Raw genomic sequence first — 18603 nt, 5'->3', positions numbered from 1 at the left:
GTCAGGCCGTGCCGGGCCGGGCCAGTCCGAAGACCGCGGCGGGGGCCGTGCCACCGGCCCGGCTGAAGTGGATGAGCTGGTTGTAGAAACCGTCCATGGGCAACTCGGCGCGTTCGACCAGCCGCCGGACCGACGCGACGACGGCATCGACGTCGACCGGGGTGTCGCGCCGGCTGAGATCCTTGTGCAGCATGCGGAGCACGCCGTCGACGGTGTCGAAGGCGGGGTCGAGGTAGGCGGTGACCGCGGCCCCCACCGCGGCGAGGCTCTCGGTGATGGCCCGAAGCTGGTAGCTGTCGCCGCCGTGGCCGATGGAGCGCCAGGTGGCGAGGATGCCGGTCGCGGCCTCGGAAAGGTGCGCGGGCAGTTGCTCGAGCAGTGGCCACAGCACCGCGTTGCCGATGCCGGTGACACTGTCCGGCGCGACGGTGCCGCCGATCACCGGAGCGTAGGGCAGGTTCGCCACCACGAAGTCGAACGTCTCCTCCGGATGCAACGCCGACAGTACGTCGGATACCCGGAACTCGACACGGTCGGCGACGCCGTTCAGCACCGCGTTGGCCGAGGCGATCACCACGCCGCTCTCGTCGAGTTCGACACCGAGCACCGACTCGGCGCCGCGGATGGCGCACAGCAGTGACTGCACCCCGGTGCCGGAACACACGTCCAGTACGCGGGCGCCCCGCAGCGAGCCCGGAAGGGTGGCGGCGACGAAGTTGGTGGACAGGTCGAACCAGGCGCGCGGGAACCCGTCCGCGGTCGGGTACGACGGCGGCGTGCCCGCGATCAGCAGCAGGCCCTGAGCCGGGACCAGCAGCAGCCCGGGCGTCCGCCAGCCGTCCCCCGTGCGAATCACCAGCTCCGTGCACACGAGCGCGTCGACGACCGGTTCGGGAAACGCCGCGCGGAAGGCCCCGTCGTCGACCGTCTCGCCGAGCCGGAACAGCCGGAACATCGTCTCCGGCGCGGGGTCGAGGCGGCCGACCACCCGCTGCAGCGAGTCGAACGGGGGAAAGCCGGTCAGGCTCGGCTCGCATTCCAGTGACATGCGCAGGTCGACCAGAGCGTACATCCGCCGGTCGAAGTACTCCCGCACGGTGAGCAGGGCGGACTTGTCAATCTTCATGGGGTACTCGTGCCTCCCGGTCGTGACGGTTGCGCCAGGCGTTCCCGCAGCAGCCGCGCCAGCCGCGTGACCCCGGGCCGCCGGAGAATGCCGTAGTGATCGCCCGGCACCGGATGCACGTCCAGCGCGCCGGTCCATGGCCGCCAGTGCCCGGCGAGATCGGTGTTGCCCTCAGCGGTGACCAGCAGCGCCGCCAGCGCGGTACGGCGCATGCGGTAACCGTCCACGGCGGTGGCGTTGCGGCTGTAGGTCGCGAGCCGCCGGTCCAGCTCGGCCTCGGTGAGCACCGCGGCGAGTTCCGCCCGCTGTTGCGCGGGATCGAGCGCGGCGAACTCGGCCTGTCCCGTGGTGTGGCCCAGCGCGCGACCGACGTCCGCGGCGAACCGGACCACCATCGGAGCGTCGTCCCGCTCCGCGATCACCGGCCGGTCGCCCGCCGGCAGGTGGGTGTCCAGCAGGGCCAGCAGCTCGATCTCGTCCTCGCCCAGCACGCGGGCCAGTTCGAAGGCCAGCAGGCCGCCGGTGGACCACCCGGCGAGCCGGTACGGCCCCTCCGGTTGCGCGGAGCGAAGCTCGGTGGCGTACCGCTCGGCGATCGCGGTGAGGTCCGCGGGGCCGTCATCCGGCGCGCGGAGGCCGAGCACCGGCCCGTCGAGTGCGTGCACAAGGTCGGTGTAGGCGAGCAGGTCGCCACCGACCGGGTGCACCAGCACCAGCGGGGTGCCGGCGCCGGGTTTGAGCTCGACGAGCGCGGCGGTCGGGTCGGTGTCGCCGAGGGCCTCGGCCATCCGCGTGATGGTAGGGGCGCGGAACAGGAGGTCGAGGGAGACCGGGTAGTCGAGCCGGTCGCGAACGGCGGACATCAGGCGGACCGCGAGCAGGGAGTGCCCGCCCAGGTCGAAGAAGTCGTCGTCGATGCCGGGGGACGCGATATCGAGAACGTCCGACCAGATCGCGGCGAGCTGGACCTCGAGGGGCGTCCCCGGCGGGCGATGGGCCTCGGTGCCGGGCTGGGTGGGCGCGGGCAGTGCCGCGTGGTCGAGCTTGCCCTGGGCGGTCACCGGTAACGCGGAGAGGAAGGTGACAGTGGTAGGGATCATGTACTCCGGAAGCAGGCCGCGGAGATACCGGCGCAGAGTCGCGGACTCCGGCGGCTGGTCGGCTGTGCCGCCCTCGGCCGGGACCACGTACGACGCCAGTTGCCGAGTGCCATCAGGGCCGGGACGGGTCACGGTGGCCACCCGGCGCACCGCCGGATGGGTCTCCATCGCGATGTCGACCTCGGCGGGTTCGATCCGGAAGCCACGGACCTTCACCTGGTTGTCCGCCCTGCCGAGGAACTCGTACCGCCCGTCCGGCAACCGCCGGGCCAGGTCCCCGGTCCGGTACATCCGGCTTCCCGGCCGCGGCGCGTACGGATCGGCCATGAACACCGCCGCCGTCTGCCCCGGCCGGCCCAGGTATCCCCTGGCGACACCCGCACCGGCCACGTACAGCTCCCCGACCGTGCCCACCGGGACCGGCTCCAGCCTCGCGTCGAGCAGGTACGCCCTGGTGTTCGGCAACGGGCGGCCGAGCGGCGCCAGTGGACCACGCACCGGTTCGGACATGTCCACCCGGCCGGTCAGGACACCGACGGTGGTCTCGGTGGGTCCGTAGTGGATGTGCACGGTGTGCTCGGGCGCGAGCGGCGCCACCCGGGTGCGTAGCCAGTCCCACGCGGAACCCTCGCCACCAAGGGCAAGCACCTTGTGCGGCAGCAGATCCCGGCTGGGTACGGCGGTCAGCAGCGCGGCCAGGTGGGAGGGCGCGATCTTGAGGACGTCGATGTGGTGCCGGCGGAAATGGGTGCGAACGGCTTCCGGGTCGGTGGCCGCGGCGTACGGCAGGGTGTGCAGCGTGCCACCGCCGAACAACGCGGGCACCACCACGGAGAGGCAGGCGTCCACCGACAGGGGTTGCACCATGGCGTAGTGCAGGCCCGGGGTCAGCTCGAAGCGTTGCGTGATCGCGGCCAGGTAGTTCACGACCTGCCGGTGTTCGACCTGCACGCCCTTCGGCAGCCCGGTGGAACCGGAGGTGTAGATCGTGTACGCGGTGTTGGCCGGCAGCGCGAGGGGTGGCAGGTCGTCCGGGTCCAGGTCCGCGGACTCGTCCCAGCCGTCGTCCAGCCGCAGCTCCGGTACCCCGCTGCCCGCTGTGGACAGTCCGGAACCGGTGAGGACGGCCAGTGCCGAGCTCGCGTGCAGCAGGTGGGTGGCGCGTTCGGCGGGCAGCCTGGGGTCGAGGGGCAGGTAGGCGGCGCCGGACTTGAGGATCGCGAGCAGGCCGAGCGCGAGCCGCGGGCCGGGTTCGGCGAGCAGGCCGACGACCCGTTCCGGGGCGGCCCCGAGGTCGCGTAGCCTGCGGGCGAGGCGGTTGGCCTGCCGGTTCAGGTCCAGGTAGCTGAGCCGGTCCTCGGGGCCGATCACGGCATCGGCATCGGGGGTACGGCGGACCTGGCGCTCGAAAAGCCGATGCAGCGGCAGCTCCGGCACCTCGGCTGTGGTGTGGTTGTCCATCGCCAGCAGGTGTTCGCGTTCCACTCCGGGCAGCAGGGGCAGCTCGCCGACCGGGCGTTCCGGGTCGGCGACCGCGGCGGTGAGCAGGGTACGCAGCGAGTCGGTGAGGCGCAGGGCGGTCGCCGGTTCGAACAGGTCGGTGCTGAACTCCAGGTAGCCCTCGGCTCCGCGCTCGGTCTCGGTGAGCGACAGCGTGAGGTCGAACTTGGCGGTGCCGGTGTCCGACTCGACGGCCTCCAGCTCCGCCTCGCCGAGCCGCAATGTGCCGCCGGGGGCGTTCTGCAGGACGAACATCACCTGGAACAGCGGCGTACGCCCCAGGTCGCGGGGTGGTGCGAGGACCTCCACCAACCGCTCGAACGGCACATCCTGCCGGGCGAAGCCGTTCAGCGTGGTCTCGCGGACCTGGTCGAGCAGCGCCGCGAAGCCCGTGTCCTGCTGAAGTTTCGTGCGCAGCACAAGGGTGTTGACGAAGAACCCGATCAGGCCTTCCAGCTCGGCTCGGCCGCGCCCGGCAACCGGGGAACCGACCAGCACGTCGTCCTGCCCGGCGTAACGACCGAGCACGGTCTGGAAACCGGCGAGCAGGGCCATGTACAGGGTCGCGCCGTAGCGCTGGGCCAGTGCGCGCATGTCCTCGACCAGCCCGGCGTCCAGTGTCACGGGCACGCGGGCGCCATGTCCACTGCGGACGGTGGGGCGGGGCCGGTCGGTGGGCAGTTCCAGCGCCGGCGGGGCACCGTCGAGCTGCTTACGCCAGTACGCCACCTGGTCGGCAAGCACCTCACCGGACAACCACTCCCGCTGCCACGCCGCATAATCCACGTACTGCACCGGCAACTCCGGCAACGGAGACTCCGCACCACGAAGGAACGCCTCATACAACACGGTCGTCTCCCGCATCAACACACCCAACGACCACCCATCGGACACAATGTGATGCATCGTCAACACCAACACATGCTCCCGCGCACCCAACCGCACCAACACCGCACGAGCCAACAGACCACCAGCAAGATCGAACGGGGCACGGATCAGCTCGTCGAGCAGCTCGGTCAGGTCGCCGGTGTGCGACCGGTACTCCAGCGGCAGCCGGCCGTCGGGGGCGATGACCTGAACCGGGCCGGCACCATGGTCGGCGAAGCTGGTGCGCAGGCTCTCGTGCCGCCTGGCGATCTCGTCGAACACTCGTCGCAGGACCGGAACATCGAGCGGACCGCGGATCCGGACCACACCGGGCACGTTGTAGGTCGCGGCACCGGGAGCGAGCCGATCCAGGAACCACAGGCGCTGCTGGGCGAAGGACGCGGGCGGTGGCACGGTCCGGTCGGTCCGGGTGATCTCCGGGATGGACAGTGACTCGCCGCTGGCGCGGAGCTCGGCGACCACCCGCGCGAAGGCCGTGACGGTCGGCGCGCCGAACAACCGCCGCAGCGGCACCTCGACGTCGAGCATGCGGCGGACCCTGGCGATCACCTGGGTCGCGGCGAGGGAGTTGCCGCCCGCGGCGAAGAAGTCGTCCCGCGCCCCGACCCGGGGCAGCTCCAGCACCGACGCCCAGATCCCGGCGATCAACTCCTCCAGCGGGGAGGCCGGTGGCACGTACTGTTCGGTGATCTCCATCGTCACCTCGGGCAGGGCGCGCCGGTCGACCTTCTGACTCGAGGTCATCGGGAACTCGGGCAACGCCCGCATCGCCGAGGGGACCATGTAACCGGGTAGCTTGCGCTCGGCCCAGTCCCGCAGTCCTGGCAGCACGCTGTCCTCGGCGAGTACGTAGGCGACCAGTCGCCGGTCTCGCGCGTCGGTCTCGTGCACCACCACAGCCGCGTCCCGAACCTGCGGGTGCCGGGCGAGCACGGACTCGATCTCGCCGAGTTCGATGCGGAAACCGCGGACCTTCACCTGGTTGTCGGCACGCCCGGCGAACTCGATCCGCCCGTCGGCGAGCCGGCGCCCGAGGTCACCGGTGCGGTAGAGCCGCGCACCGAGAGAGGTGAACGGGTCGGGCACGAACCGGTCGGCGGTGAGGTCGGGGCGGCCCACATAGCCGCGCGCGAGGCCGTCGCCGCCGGTGTACAGCTCGCCCACCACGCCGACCGGTACCGGCTGCTGGTTGGCGTCCAGCAGCAGCACCCTGGTGTTGTCGATGGGGAACCCGATCGGCACCGGGCAGCCGGGCCGGAGGCGGTCGACGGTCTCCGTCGTGGTGAACGTGGTGTTCTCGGTGGGTCCGTATCCGTTGACAAGGCGGACGTGCGGGAGTCGCTCACGCATCGTGCGGACACGTTCCGGGGCGAGCACGTCGCCACCGGCGAGCAGGGTGCGAAGCCCGGCGAGCGCGTCGAGATGGTGTTCGACCATCTGGTGGAACAGCGGCGCCGTCAACCACAGCGTGGTGACCTGGTGTGTCCTGATGGCACCGGCGATGTCGTTGAGAGACAACGGGTCGGGGTCGGCGACGACCACCTTCGCGCCGCGCAGCAGCCCGGACCAGAGCTCGAAGGTCGCGGCGTCGAAGAACGGCGGCGCGAGGTGCAGCAGGGTGTCCTCGGGCCCGATCCGCGCGTGGCTTCCGGCCAGCGCGAGCCGGGTGACTCCGCGGTGCGGCACCGAGACGCCCTTCGGGCGGCCGGTGGAACCGGAGGTGTACATGACATAGGCCAGCCGGTCCGCCGTCACCGGCTCGGACGCGGGTTCCGTCGCGGTGCCAGGGATGTCGGGGATGCCGGGGATGCCGGGGATGTCGTCGACCACGACGGTCGGCGCGGGGTCCGCGGGCAGCAGGGCACGGCTGGCGCGATCGGTGAGCAGCACCCGGGCCCCGGCGTCGCGCAGGATGAAGGCGAGCCGTTCGGCCGGCGCGGAGAGGTCGACCGGCAGGTACGCTCCCCCTGCCTTCAACACGGCGAGCATCGACACCACGGCGGAGGCGGAACGCGGCTGGCACACCGCGATCACCGACTCGGCGGGCAGGTCCAGGCTACGCAGGTACGCGGCGAGGTTCCCCGCGCGCTCGTGGAGCTCCCGGTAGGTGAGTCGGAGTCCGTTGCCGGCGAGGGCGATCGCGTCCGGGGTGCGGGCGGCCTGCCGGGCGAACAGTTCGTGCACCCCGGGGGCGGGTATGTCGATGCGCGGTCCCGCGGCACGGTCGAGTTCGGCGCCCCGTTCGGCCTCGGTGAGCAGCGGCAGCTCGCCGACCGGGCGGTCCGGATCGGCGACCGCGGCGCCCAGCAGGGTGTGCAACGCGGTGACCAGCCGCCCCGCGGTCTCGGGTTCGAACAGGTCGGTGTCGTACTCGAGGTAGCCCTCGACTCCCTCGCCCCGCTCGGTGAGGGACAGGGTGAGGTCGAACTTGGCGGTTCCAGTGTCCACATCGAACGGTTCGAGTTCGGTATCGGCCAGTCGCAGGTTGGAGCCGGGTGCGTTCTGCAGGATGAACATCACCTGGAACAGCGGCGTGCGCCCCAGGTCGCGGGGTGGTGCGAGGACGTCGACCAACCGCTCGAACGGCACATCCTGCCGGGCGAAGGCATCCAGCGTGGTCTCCCGTACCCGGCCCAGCAACCCGTCGAACCCCTCCCCCGGAGTCAACTGCGTACGCAGCACAAGGGTGTTGACGAAGAACCCGATCAGACCTTCCAGCTCCGTCCGCGACCGACCCGCCACCGGAGAACCCACCAGCACATCATCCTGACCGGCGAACCGACCCAGCACAGCCTGAAAACCCGCCAACAACCCCATGAACAACGTCGCACCACGGTCACGAACCAGCCCACGCACTCCCGCAACAAGATCCGCGGGCAACGAAACCTCGCACCGCCCGCCGCGTCCACGCCGGACGGTGGGGCGGGGCCGGTCGGTGGGCAGTTCCAGCGCCGGCGGGGCACCGTCGAGCTGCTTACGCCAGTACGCCACCTGGTCGGCAAGCACCTCACCGGACAACCACTCCCGCTGCCACGCCGCATAATCCACGTACTGCACCGGCAACTCCGGCAACGGAGACTCCGCACCACGAAGGAACGCCTCATACAACACGGTCGTCTCCCGCATCAACACACCCAACGACCACCCATCGGACACAATGTGATGCATCGTCAACACCAACACATGCTCCCGCGCACCCAACCGCACCAACACCGCACGAGCCAACGGACCACCAGCAAGATCGAACGGGGCACGGGCGGCGCGGCCGATGATCTCGCCGAGCTCACCCTCCCCGGCCGCGTCCAGCACGTCCAGCTCGATCGTGGCTCCGGGGTCGAGGCGCAGAACCGGGCCGTCCTCGGTGCGGGTGAACCCGGCGCGCAGGGCCTCGTGCCGCCTGCTGAGCTCGCGCAGTACCGCGCGCAGCACGTCCACGTCCACCGGACCGCGGATGCGTGCGGCGCCGGGCACGTTGTAGGTCGCGGCACCGGGGGCGAGCTGGTCCAGGAACCACAGTCGCTGCTGCGCGAAGGACACCGGCAGCGGGCCGGACCGGTCGGCCCGCGTGATCTCGGGCAGCAGCGGACCCGCCCCGCCGGTCCGTAGCTCGTCGACCACACGGGCGAAGGCGGCGACGGTCGGGGCGGCGAACAGCCGCCGTAGCGGCACCTCGACCCTGAGGTCCTGCCGGACGCGGGAGATGACCTGGGTGGCGATCAGCGAATGGCCGCCGAGGGCGAAGAAGTCGTCGTGCGCGCCCACCCCCGGCACGTCGAGCACCTCGGCCCAGATCCCGGCGAGCAGTTCCTCCACCGCACCCCGCGGTGCCGCGTACTCGGCCGAGGCCGGCGGTGTGGCGGCCGGCAGCGCGGACCGGTCGAGCTTCCCGTTGGGGGTCAACGGAAGCTGGTCGACGGGCACGAGCACGGATGGCACGAGGTAGCCGGGCAGCCGGGTGAGCAGCCAGGTGCGCACCACGTCGATCTCGGCATCGTCGAGCACGACGTAGCCGATCAGGCGCCGGTCCCCGGCGGGTGTCTCCTCGACGAGGACCGCGGTCTCGCGGACGGCCGGGTGGCGGGCCAGCGCGAGCTCGATCTCGCCGAGCTCGATCCGGAACCCACGCACCTTCACCTGGTTGTCCACCCGCCCGACGAACTCGATCCGCCCGCCGGGCAACCACCGCACCAGGTCCCCGGTGCGGTAGAGCCTCGCACCGGATCCGGTCGGGTCGGCCACGAATCGTTCGGCGGTGAGCCCGGGGCGGTTGACGTAGCCGAGGGCGAGCCCGGCGCCGCCGACGTACAGCTCCCCGGGCACGTTGACCGGGGCGGGTTGGAGGTGTTTGTCCAGCACCAGGATCCGGATGTTGTCGATGGGCCCGCCGATCGGCACGGTCGGTGTCGCCTGGGTGTCGCTCGCGTCGCAGGCGAGGGAGTCGGCGGCGACCTCGGACTGGCCGTACAGGTTGAGCAGCGTCCGGCCGGGCAGGCGTTCCCGGAAGAGCCGGGCCAGCGACTCGGGCAGCGACTCCCCGCTGGAGGTCCAGTGGGTCAGGCGGGGCGCGGTGCCTGCCTCGGCGTTGTCCAGCAGCACCCGCAGCAGCGAGGGGACCAGCACGATCCGGGTCACGCCGTGCGTGTCGAGCGCCGCCAGCAGCTCCGGTGGGGACAGCACGGTGTCGTCGTCCAGGATCACCGAGGGGACGCCGCGCAACAGCGGGCCGAAGGTCTCCCAGATCGAGTCGACGAAGTTCGGTGAGGTCTTGAGCGCGCCACGGTCGCCGGGCTGGAAGGGGTGCTCGCGCCACATCCAGGCCATCCGGTTGACCGCGCCGCGGTGCGTGCCGAGCACGCCGTTGGGGGTGCCGGTGGAACCGGAGGTGAAGATCAGGTAGGCGGCCTCGTCACTCCGTACCCGCCGGTGCGCCACCGGGTCGGCGGTCGTGATCTCGGGGGCGTCGACAGGGACGAGGTCGAGAACGTCGCCAAGGCCGGCCCGCGCGCGCTCGGCATCCCGAACGAGCACGATACGGAGACCGGCGGTTTCCACCATCAACCGCAGCCGCTCGGCGGGATAGGCCGGGTCGAGGGAGACATACGCCTTCCCCGCCTTGAGGATGCCGAGCTGCGCGGCCACCAGATCGAGGGAGCGACCGAGGTGGACGCCGACGTACTCCTCCTCTCGCCCGGCGAGGTAGCCGGCGATCCGTTCGGCGCGTTCGTCGAGCTCCCGGTAGGTGAGCCGGCTGTCGCCGTGCAGCAACGCGATCGCGCCAGGGGTCCGGGCGACCTGCTCGGCGAACAGCTCGTGGATCGTCGCCTCGGGGATCCCGGCGGCCGGGCCCTCACCCGCACGTATCGCCTCGGTACGTTCGGCTTCGGTGAGCAGCGGCAGCTCGCCGACCGGACGGTCCGGATCGGCGACCGCGGCGCCCAGCAGGGTGTGCAACGCAGCGGTGAGGCGTTCGGCGGTGCCGGGATCGAACACGTCGGTGTCGTACTCCAGGAAGCCGTCGACGCCGCCGGACTCGTTCTCCGTCAGCGACAGGGTGAGGTCGAACTTCGCGGTGCCGGTCTCGATCGGCACCGGTTTCAGTGCGGCATCCCCCAGCCGCAGGTCGGAGCCAGGTGCGTTCTGCAGGATGAACATCACCTGGAACAGCGGCGTGCGCCCCAGGTCCCGCGGCGGGGCGAGCACCTCGACCAACCGCTCGAACGGCACCTCCTGCCGGGCGAAGGCATCCAGCGTGGTCTCCCGCACCCGGCCCAGCAACCCACCGAACCCCTCCCCCACACCCAACCTCGTACGCAGCACCACCGTGTTGACGAAGAACCCGATCAGACCTTCCAGCTCCGTCCGCGACCGACCCGCCACCGGAGAACCCACCAGCACATCATCCTGACCGGCGAACCGACCCAGCACAGCCTGAAAACCCGCCAACAACCCCATGAACAACGTCGCACCACGGTCACGAACCAGCCCACGCACCCCGCCGACGAGATCGGCGTCGAAGGACACCGGCAGTTGCCCGCCACGGCCGCTGGGGGTTGCCGGGCGGGGCCGGTCGGTGGGCAGTTCCAGCGCGGGCGGGGCGCCGTCGAGCTGTTCCCGCCAGTAGCCGAGTTGCTCGTCCAGCACCGGCCCGGACAACCACTCCCGCTGCCAGGCCGCGTAATCCGCGTACTGCACCGGCAACGCCGGCAGCGACGGCTCCGCACCGCGGGCGAAGTCCTGGTACAGCGTGGACGTCTCGCGCATGAGCACCCCGAGAGACCAGCCGTCGGAGACGATGTGGTGCATCGCCAGCACCAGCACGTGCTCCCGCGCGTCCAGCCGGATCAGGGTGGCCCGCACCAGTGGTCCCGCGGTCAGGTCGAACGGTGTCCTGGCGACCCGGCCGGTGACGTCCTCCACCTGGTCCGCGGTCGCGTCGACGAGCTCGAACGGTAGTGCCGCACCGGGATCCACGATCTGCACCGGGCCGTCGCCGCGGTCGGCGAAGCTGGTGCGCAGGCTCTCGTGCCGCCGCACCACCTCGTCCAGCGCGGCCCGCAGCGCGGTCACGTCGAGCGGGCCGTCGATGCGCACCGCGCCGGGCACGTTGTAGGCGACCGAGCCGGGCTCGAGCTGGCCCAGGAACCACAGGCGCTGCTGCGCGAAGGACACCGGCAGCGGCCGGTCCCGGTCGACGGGCCGGATCTCCGGCGGTACCACGGATCCGCCCGCGCGCAGCTCCGCCACCACCCTGGCCAGCCCGGCCACGGTCGGCGCGGCGAACAGCCGCCGCACCGGCACCTCCACGCCGAAGGCGCGGCGCAACCGCGCGATGACCTGAACCGCGGCCAGGGAGTGCCCGCCGAGCGCGAAGAAGTCCTCGCGGACGCTCACCCGCGTCAGCTCGAGCACCTCGGCCCAGATCTCGGCGACGGTCTCCTCGACCGGCGAGCTCGGCGCGACGTACTCGCCGTCCCCGACGGTGACCGCGGGCAGCGCGGAGCGATCCAGCTTTCCGTTGGCGGTCAACGGAAGCCGGTCGAGTACGACGAACACCGCCGGCATCAGGTAGCTGGGCAGCCGGGTGCCTGCCCAGTCCCGCACGGCCGGCACGTCCACGCCGTCGAGGACCAGGTAGCCGACGAGTCGCGGATCCCCGGACGAGGTCTCCTCGACGAGGACGGCCACGTCCCGCACGCCGGAGTGTTCGCCGAGCACGGCCTCGATCTCGCCGAGCTCGATGCGGAACCCGCGCACCTTGACCTGGTTGTCCACCCGGCCGACGAACTCGATCCGCCCGTCGGGCAACCACCGCACCAGGTCCCCGGTGCGGTAGAGCAGCGCTCCGGGCCGCCCGGACAGGTCGTCCGGCAGGAAGCGTTCCGCGGTCAGGTCCGGACGACCGGCATAGCCGCGCCCGACACCGAACCCGCCGACGTACAGCTCACCGAGCACTCCGACCGGAACCGGCCGCCGGTAGGCGTCGAGCACGTAGAGCCGGGTGTTGCGGACCGGGCTGCCGATCGGCGTGTTCGCCGTGTCCAGCACGCCGGCCTCGTACATGGCGTAGTGCGCGACGTCGTCGGAGCATTCCGTGGGACCGTAAGCGTTGAGCAGCGGGATGTCCGGGCGGACGGCGAACCAGCGGCGCGCGAGCTCGGGCGGCAGCGCCTCCCCGGTGACCAGCAGCCAGCGCAGCGGCGACAGGTCCAGGAGGTCCGGCCGCCGCTCCAACTCCTCCACGGCGACCCGCAGCAGCGAGGGGACGACCTCCAGGATCGTGGTGCCGGTCGTGGCGGCGTGCTCGAACAGCCCGGTCGGGTCACCGGCGACGGCCTCGGTGACGATCTCCACCCGCGCGCCGAGCACCAGGGCGGCGAGGAACTGCCACACCGAGATGTCGAAGCACTGCGAGGCGTTCTGCACCACCAGGTCGTCCGCGTGCAGGTCGAGGTCGCCGATCTTGGCGTACAGGTGGTTGATCATGCCGAGGTGCTCGACCATGGCGCCCTTGGGCGCCCCGGTGGACCCCGAGGTGAAGATCACGTACGCGAGGTCGTCCGCCCGCAGCGGCAGGCACAGGTCGGCGCCGTCCTCGGTGAGCGCGGGCAGGTCGGTGGTATGCACCACCGGGCAGTCCGGGACGCGTTCGGTGACCAGCTCCTCGAGCAGCTCCGGTGCGGCGACGAGGAGACCGGCGTTGGCGCCGTCGAGGACCTGAAAGTGCCGGTGCGGCGGATGGTTGGGGTCCAGCGGTACATAGGCCGCACCCGCCTTGAAGGTGGCGAGAACGGACGCGAGCAGTTCCACGCCGCGGGGCATGAGCAGGGCGACAACGGCACCCCGGCGGACGCCGCGGGCGCGCAGGTGCCGGGCCAGGCGGTTGGCCAGTGCGTTCAGCTCGGTGTAGGTCAGCCGCCGGCCGGCGTGCTCGACCGCGACGCGCAGCGGGGTGCGCCGGACCTGGGCTTCGAACAGCTCGGGGAAGGCGGTGGTGTCCGGTACCGGCGCCGCGGTCTCGTTCCACCGTCGCAGCACCAGGTCGCGTTCGTCCCCGGGCAGCAGGTTCGCCTGGCCGATCTCCCGATCGGGGTTCTCGGCGAGGTCGGCGAGGAGCACGCCGAACTGGGCAGCCATCCGGTCCGCCGTGGACGGATCGAACCGATCGGCGTCGCACTCCAGCACCCCGGCGTACCCGCCGTCGACTTCCTCGAGTGCCAGGGAGAGCTCGAACTTCGCGGTGCCTTCCACCGCTCCGTCCGGTGCCCAGGACAGGGGCCGCCACCGGCCCCCGGCGACCTCCACCGCGGACAGCGGGTTGTTCTCCAGCACGAAACTGGCCTCGAACAAGGGGTTGTCCGCACCGGCCCGGTCCTCGGTCGCGGCGCGCACGATCTCCGCGTACGGGAGCCGGCTGTGCGCCAGCGCGTCCCCGGCGAGCTCCCGCACCCTGCGCAGCAACTGCCGGTACGTCGGTGCCCCGGACAGGTCCGCTCGCACCACTACGGTGTTCGCGAGGAATCCGACCAGCTCACGGAGTTCGGGACGGCCGCGGTTGGCGACCACGGTGCCCACCGACAGGTCGTGCTGGCCGGTGTAGCGGTGCAGGAAGGTCACGTACGCGGTGAGTAGCGCGAGGTACGGTGTGCAGTCCTCGGTCCGCCCGGTCTCGACCAGCCGGGCGCACACCGCCGGATCCAGGGTCAGCGGCACCCGGCAGCCCCGATGCGTGCGGTCGGCGGTGCGCGGCCGGTCCCCTGGCAGCGCCAGTCGTTCGGCTCCCGCGAGGGCTCGTGCCCAGAACTCGCGGTCGGCGTCCAGCCCGGCGATCGCGCCGCGTTCCCAGTGCGCGTAGTCGGTGAACTGCAACCGCGGCGCGGGCGGCGGCGCCGCGGCGTGCACGCGCGCGGTGTAGGTGGCGGCGAGGTCGCGGGCGAGCACCGCGGCCGAGGCGCCGTCGATGACGGTGTGGTGCAGCGCCAGCAGCAGCACGTGCGCCTCCGCCGTGCGGCGGACGAGTTCGGCACGCAGCAGTGGTCCCGCGGCCAGATCGAAGGGGGCGGCGGCGTGTGCCCTCGCGTGTTCCCGCAACGCGTCCTCATCCGGCAGGTCGACCGACGGAAGCGGGACCGGTGCGGGTGGCAGGACCACCTGGCGCACGCGGCCGTCGCGTTCCCGCAACACGGTGCGCAGCACGGCATGCCGGTGCACCACGTCGGTCAGTGCCGCGGCCAGGTGAGCGGCGTCCACGTCGCCCTCGATGCGGATGCCGAAGTGCACGGTGTACGTGGCCGCACCGGGGTCGAGCTGGTCCAGCAACCACAGGCGTTCCTGCCCGGAGGACGCGAGGGGTTCGGCCTCCGGTGGCGCGGGCGTCACCACCGGTTCCGCCGGATCCGCGCCGTCCCGGATCGCGGTGCCGACAAGGTCGCAGAGGGTACCCACGGTGGGTTGCCGCCACAGCAGGTCGGCGGGCAGGGACACGCCGAACAGCTCGGTCAGCCGGGCCTGGAGCTCCACGCCCAGCAAGGAGTCGAGGCCCGCCCCCGCCGGTGTCGTTCCGAGCGTGACCTTGGCGGGGTTGACCCGGGCCGCGGCCGCGACCTCCTGCCGGATGGTCCGCTCGATCAGCGCCCGCCGTTCGTCCTCGGGCGCGGCGGCCAGTTCGGCACGCAGCGCCGCGTCGGACTCCGCGCGTGCCTCCACCTCGGGCGCCTCGTCGGCGGTGGAACTCACCAGCACCTTGAGGGAACCGTCGAGCAGGCCGCTACGGCAGGCGTGCCGCTGGATCTTGCCGCTGGAGGTCTTGGGGATGCTACGCGGGCGCAACAGGGCGACGGTGTGCACGGGAGCGCCGTGTTCGGCGAGGACCGCGCGGCGGATCGCCTCGATCACCTCGGCAGGCTCGACCTCGTCCAGCACGGCCTCGGCGGTGACCGCCAGCCGCTCCTCCCCCATCTCGACCGCGAACGCGGCGCACTCCCCTGGCCGTACCGCCGGGTGGGCGCGTTCCACGGTCAGCTCGACGTCCTGCGGGTAGATGTTGCGCCCGCGCACGACCAGGACGTCCTTCAGCCGTCCCGTGATGTACAGCTCGCCGCCCAGCAGGAAACCGAGGTCGCCGGTGCGCAGGTACCTGGTGCCGTCGCCGCCGTGGAGAGTGGCGCCGAAGGTGCGGGCGTTCTCCTGCGGCAGCTTCCAGTAGCCGCTCGCGACGCTGTCCCCACGGACCCAGATCTCGCCGACCCGGAACTCCTCGCACGGTCGCCGGGTTCCGGGATCGGCGACGACGACGTTGCCGGACTCGCCGGGACGCCCCGAGGACACCAGCAGCCGCGTCTCCGTATTGTTCGCATCCTCGGTGGGCACATCCTCGGTGGGCACCACCTCGTCCCTGGCGAGGGGTTCGGTGGCGACCGGCAGGGTGACCGGCGTGCTGACCGGGTCGGCACCGCTGACGAACAGTGTCGACTCGGCCAGGCCATAGCACGGGTAGAACGCCTCGGGCCGGAAACCGTGCCGTCCGAAGCGTTCGACGAAACGGGCCATCGTCTCCGCGCGGACCGGCTCGGCTCCGTTGAAGGCCACCGACCACGAGCCGAGGTCGAGGTGCGCGGCGTCCTCCGGACGGATCCGGCGGGAGCACAGGTCGTAGGCGAAGTTCGGGCCGCCGCTGACCGTGGCCCGGCAGGCCGAGACGACCTCCAGCCACCGTAACGGGTTCTGCAGGAAGGCCAGCGGGGACATGAGGGTGCAGGGCGCACCCAGGTAGAGCGGCTGCAGCACGTTCCCGATGAGCCCCATGTCGTGATACAGCGGCAGCCAGCCCACCACGATGCTGTGCGAGCTGGTGCCGAACCCCGCCGTGATGAGGCTTTCGTTGTGCAGGATGTTGCCGTGGCTGACCATCACACCCTTCGGGGTGGCGGTCGAACCGGAGGTGTACTGCAGGAAAGCCAGCGAATCCGCGCTGATCGCGGGATACCGCCAGTCCTCGGCGGCGCCGACCTCGTCGGCGTCGGTGGCGATCCAGGTGGCCCGGGCCAGTTCGGGGACGCGGTCGGTGTACCGGTGCACGATCCGCAGTTGTGACCGGGTGGTCAGCGCGAAGGCCGCGGCCGAATCGGTGGCGATGGTGCCGAGGCGCGGCGAGGTGTGGTGCGGGTAGGCGGGCACCGCCACCACCCCGGCATAGGCGCAGCCGAGAAATGCGGCGATGAACTCCAGCCCCGGCGGGTACAGCAGCAGTGCCCGTTCCCCCACCACCCCGGGGCGCTGCAACGCCGCGGCGATCTGCCGGGCCCTGCGGTCCAGCTCACCGTAGCTCAGTTCGATCTCGGTGCCGTCGAGGTCGCCGGAGGGCAGGAAACGGAAGGCGAGCGCGCCGGGCGCGGCCTCGGCACGCAGGCGGAGCAGGTCGGTGATGGTGCTCGGGTCCGCGGCCCGACGCGCCTGTGCTGTCATCGACTCTCCCCCCTGCCCGCCACCGGGCGCAGCCGGATCAGCCGCAGCTCCCACAGCTCGACCAGTTCTTTCAGCAGCACGGGAAGGTTGTCCGCGGGCTCGTCGGCGAACAGCTCTCCCACCGGTCGCTCGCCGTGCAGGCCCATCAGCAGGGTCGCCAGGCGTTCGGACAGCGGGTGGCTGAAGCGGGCGTCGTAGGTGGTGCGCAGCTCGGCGGTGATGGTCACCTCGGCCGGGCCGGTGTGCCCCTTGGTCTGCTGGAGCCGGATATGCGGCAGCAGCGAGATGTGCAGGCCCAGCCAGTCCTGCTGGCGCGGTTCGATCCTGCGGGCCACGAAGTCACCGATCACCAGGCAGTCCAGCTCGGTGGTCAGGAACGAGACGATCGCGTCCTCCACCGAGTCCACGATCGGCTCGACGTTGTTGTTGAAGGAGGTGTTGAGCAGAACCGGAACACCGGTCAGCCGCCGGAAGACGTTGATCAGCTCCCAGTAACGCGGGCTGACCTCGCGGGAGACCGTCTGCGGGCGCGCGGAACCGTCGACATGCGTCACCGCGGGCAGCAGGCTGCGCTTGTCCTCCTTCACCGGGAACACGGTGATCATGAACGGGTAGCTGTCGGTACCCGACGGCAGCTCGAAATAGTCGCGGGCGTCCTCCTCCAACACCGACGGTGCGAACGGCCGGTAACCCTCCCGCTTCTTGACCACCTGGTTGACCCGCTCGCGGTTGGCCGCGGGGCGCGGGTCGGCCAGGATGCTGCGGTGGCCGAGGGCGCGCGGCCCGAACTCGGACCGGCCCTGCACCCAGCCGATCACCGATCCCTTGGCCAGCCACACCGCCGCGCTCAGCGTCACATCGGGCATCCGGTCGAAGCTGAGGAAGTTGCACCAGCCCTCCAGCTCACGCTTGATCGCGGCCTCCTCGCCGATGTCGGTGCCCCAGTAGACATGCCGAAGCGGCCGGCGCGGGGCCGGTTTGCCGTGCTCGTCCGAGACGAGCAACGCGGCGCCCAGCGCGCAGCCCGCGTCGTGTGCGGCCGGCTGGACGAACAGGTCATCGAACATCCCGGACTCGGCGATCTTGCCGTTCATGGTGCAGTTCAGCGCGACACCGCCGGCCATGGCGAGCTTGGTGAGCCCGGTGGTCTCCCTGTGGTGGGCGAGTACGTGCAGCACGATGGTCTCCAGCGCCTCCTGCAGCGCGGCGGAGAGATCCTTGTGCTGCTGGGTGAACGGCTGGCCCTTCTTGCGCACCTCGATCGCGGGCAGCAGCGCCGGGACGATGCGGTCCAGATCCAGCTCGTAGTCCCCGCCCGGCAGCAGCTGGTAGATCTCGCGCAACAGGTCCCGGTACACGGACGGGTCCCCGTAGGGCGCCAGGCCCATGACCTTGTACTCGTCGAACTGCTTGTAGCCGACGAACTGGATCACGTCGAGATAGAGCAGGCCCAGCGACTTGCGCTGCGGGAAGCTGGCGATCTCGGTGACGCTCGCGCCGTCGGCGGTGCCGACAAGGCCGGAGAGGAAGTCGCCGTAGCCGTCTATCGCCAGCAGCAGGCTGCGGTCGAAGCCGGACATGGCCGTGGCACTCACGCCATGCGCCAGGTGATGCCGAGTGAAGTCGATCTTCGCGGGATCGATCGGGCGACCGAACTCCTGCTCAAGCAAGTGGCTCACCAGTCCCCGCGCCGTGGGACGCTGGGGCATCTCCGGCACCGTGAGGAACATCCGGGCCAGCAGCGCGTCGCAGTACTCCTCGGTGGCGTAGAAGGCGAACCGGTCGACGTCGTCGATGGTCGCACCCGCCGTGTCGAGGCAGAACTGGATGCTCTCCCGGGGAAACTTGTTGGAGTGCTTGATCCGGTTGAGCCGTTCCTCCTCGATCGCGGCGACGACCTCGCCGTCGCGCACGATGGCCGCGGCACCGTCATGGGTCAGTGCTCGCGGGAGCTGGAACGGGTTCTCGTGAACACGGTTGAGCCCGCCACTGAAGCCGAGCACGAGCATAGAACTTTCCTCCAGACGA

At 71.2% G+C, this 18603-nt stretch carries 3 protein-coding genes; all 3 read right to left on the bottom strand.

Features of this window, described 5'->3' with window-relative positions:
• Position 1 precedes the first annotated feature (1 nt).
• Genes FB471_RS00290 through FB471_RS00280 form a run of 3 tightly spaced genes read right to left on the bottom strand, consistent with a single transcriptional unit; the run spans position 2 to position 18584 of the window.
• Positions 2-1126 (bottom strand): 50S ribosomal protein L11 methyltransferase, encoded by a 1125-nt coding sequence (locus tag FB471_RS00290; RefSeq protein ID WP_170220646.1) that lies wholly within the window; start codon positions 1124-1126, stop codon positions 2-4.
• Positions 1123-16575, bottom strand: coding sequence for a non-ribosomal peptide synthase/polyketide synthase (locus tag FB471_RS00285; RefSeq protein ID WP_141995369.1), 15453 nt, complete (start codon positions 16573-16575; stop codon positions 1123-1125). The genes FB471_RS00290 and FB471_RS00285 overlap by 4 nt, the downstream gene beginning before the upstream one ends.
• The gene (locus FB471_RS00280; RefSeq protein ID WP_141995368.1) at positions 16572-18584 is read right to left on the bottom strand and encodes a carbamoyltransferase family protein; all 2013 of its coding nucleotides are present in this window, start codon (positions 18582-18584) and stop codon (positions 16572-16574) included. Before FB471_RS00280 ends, FB471_RS00285 begins: the two co-directional genes overlap by 4 nt.
• Positions 18585-18603: the final 19 nt, after the last annotated feature.

It is taken from the genome of Amycolatopsis cihanbeyliensis (genome assembly GCF_006715045.1).
In the GTDB taxonomy this organism is placed as follows: domain Bacteria; phylum Actinomycetota; class Actinomycetes; order Mycobacteriales; family Pseudonocardiaceae; genus Amycolatopsis; species Amycolatopsis cihanbeyliensis.
Note: the sequence above shows the minus strand (reverse complement) of the source record. Positions and strands in the feature narration are given on the sequence as shown.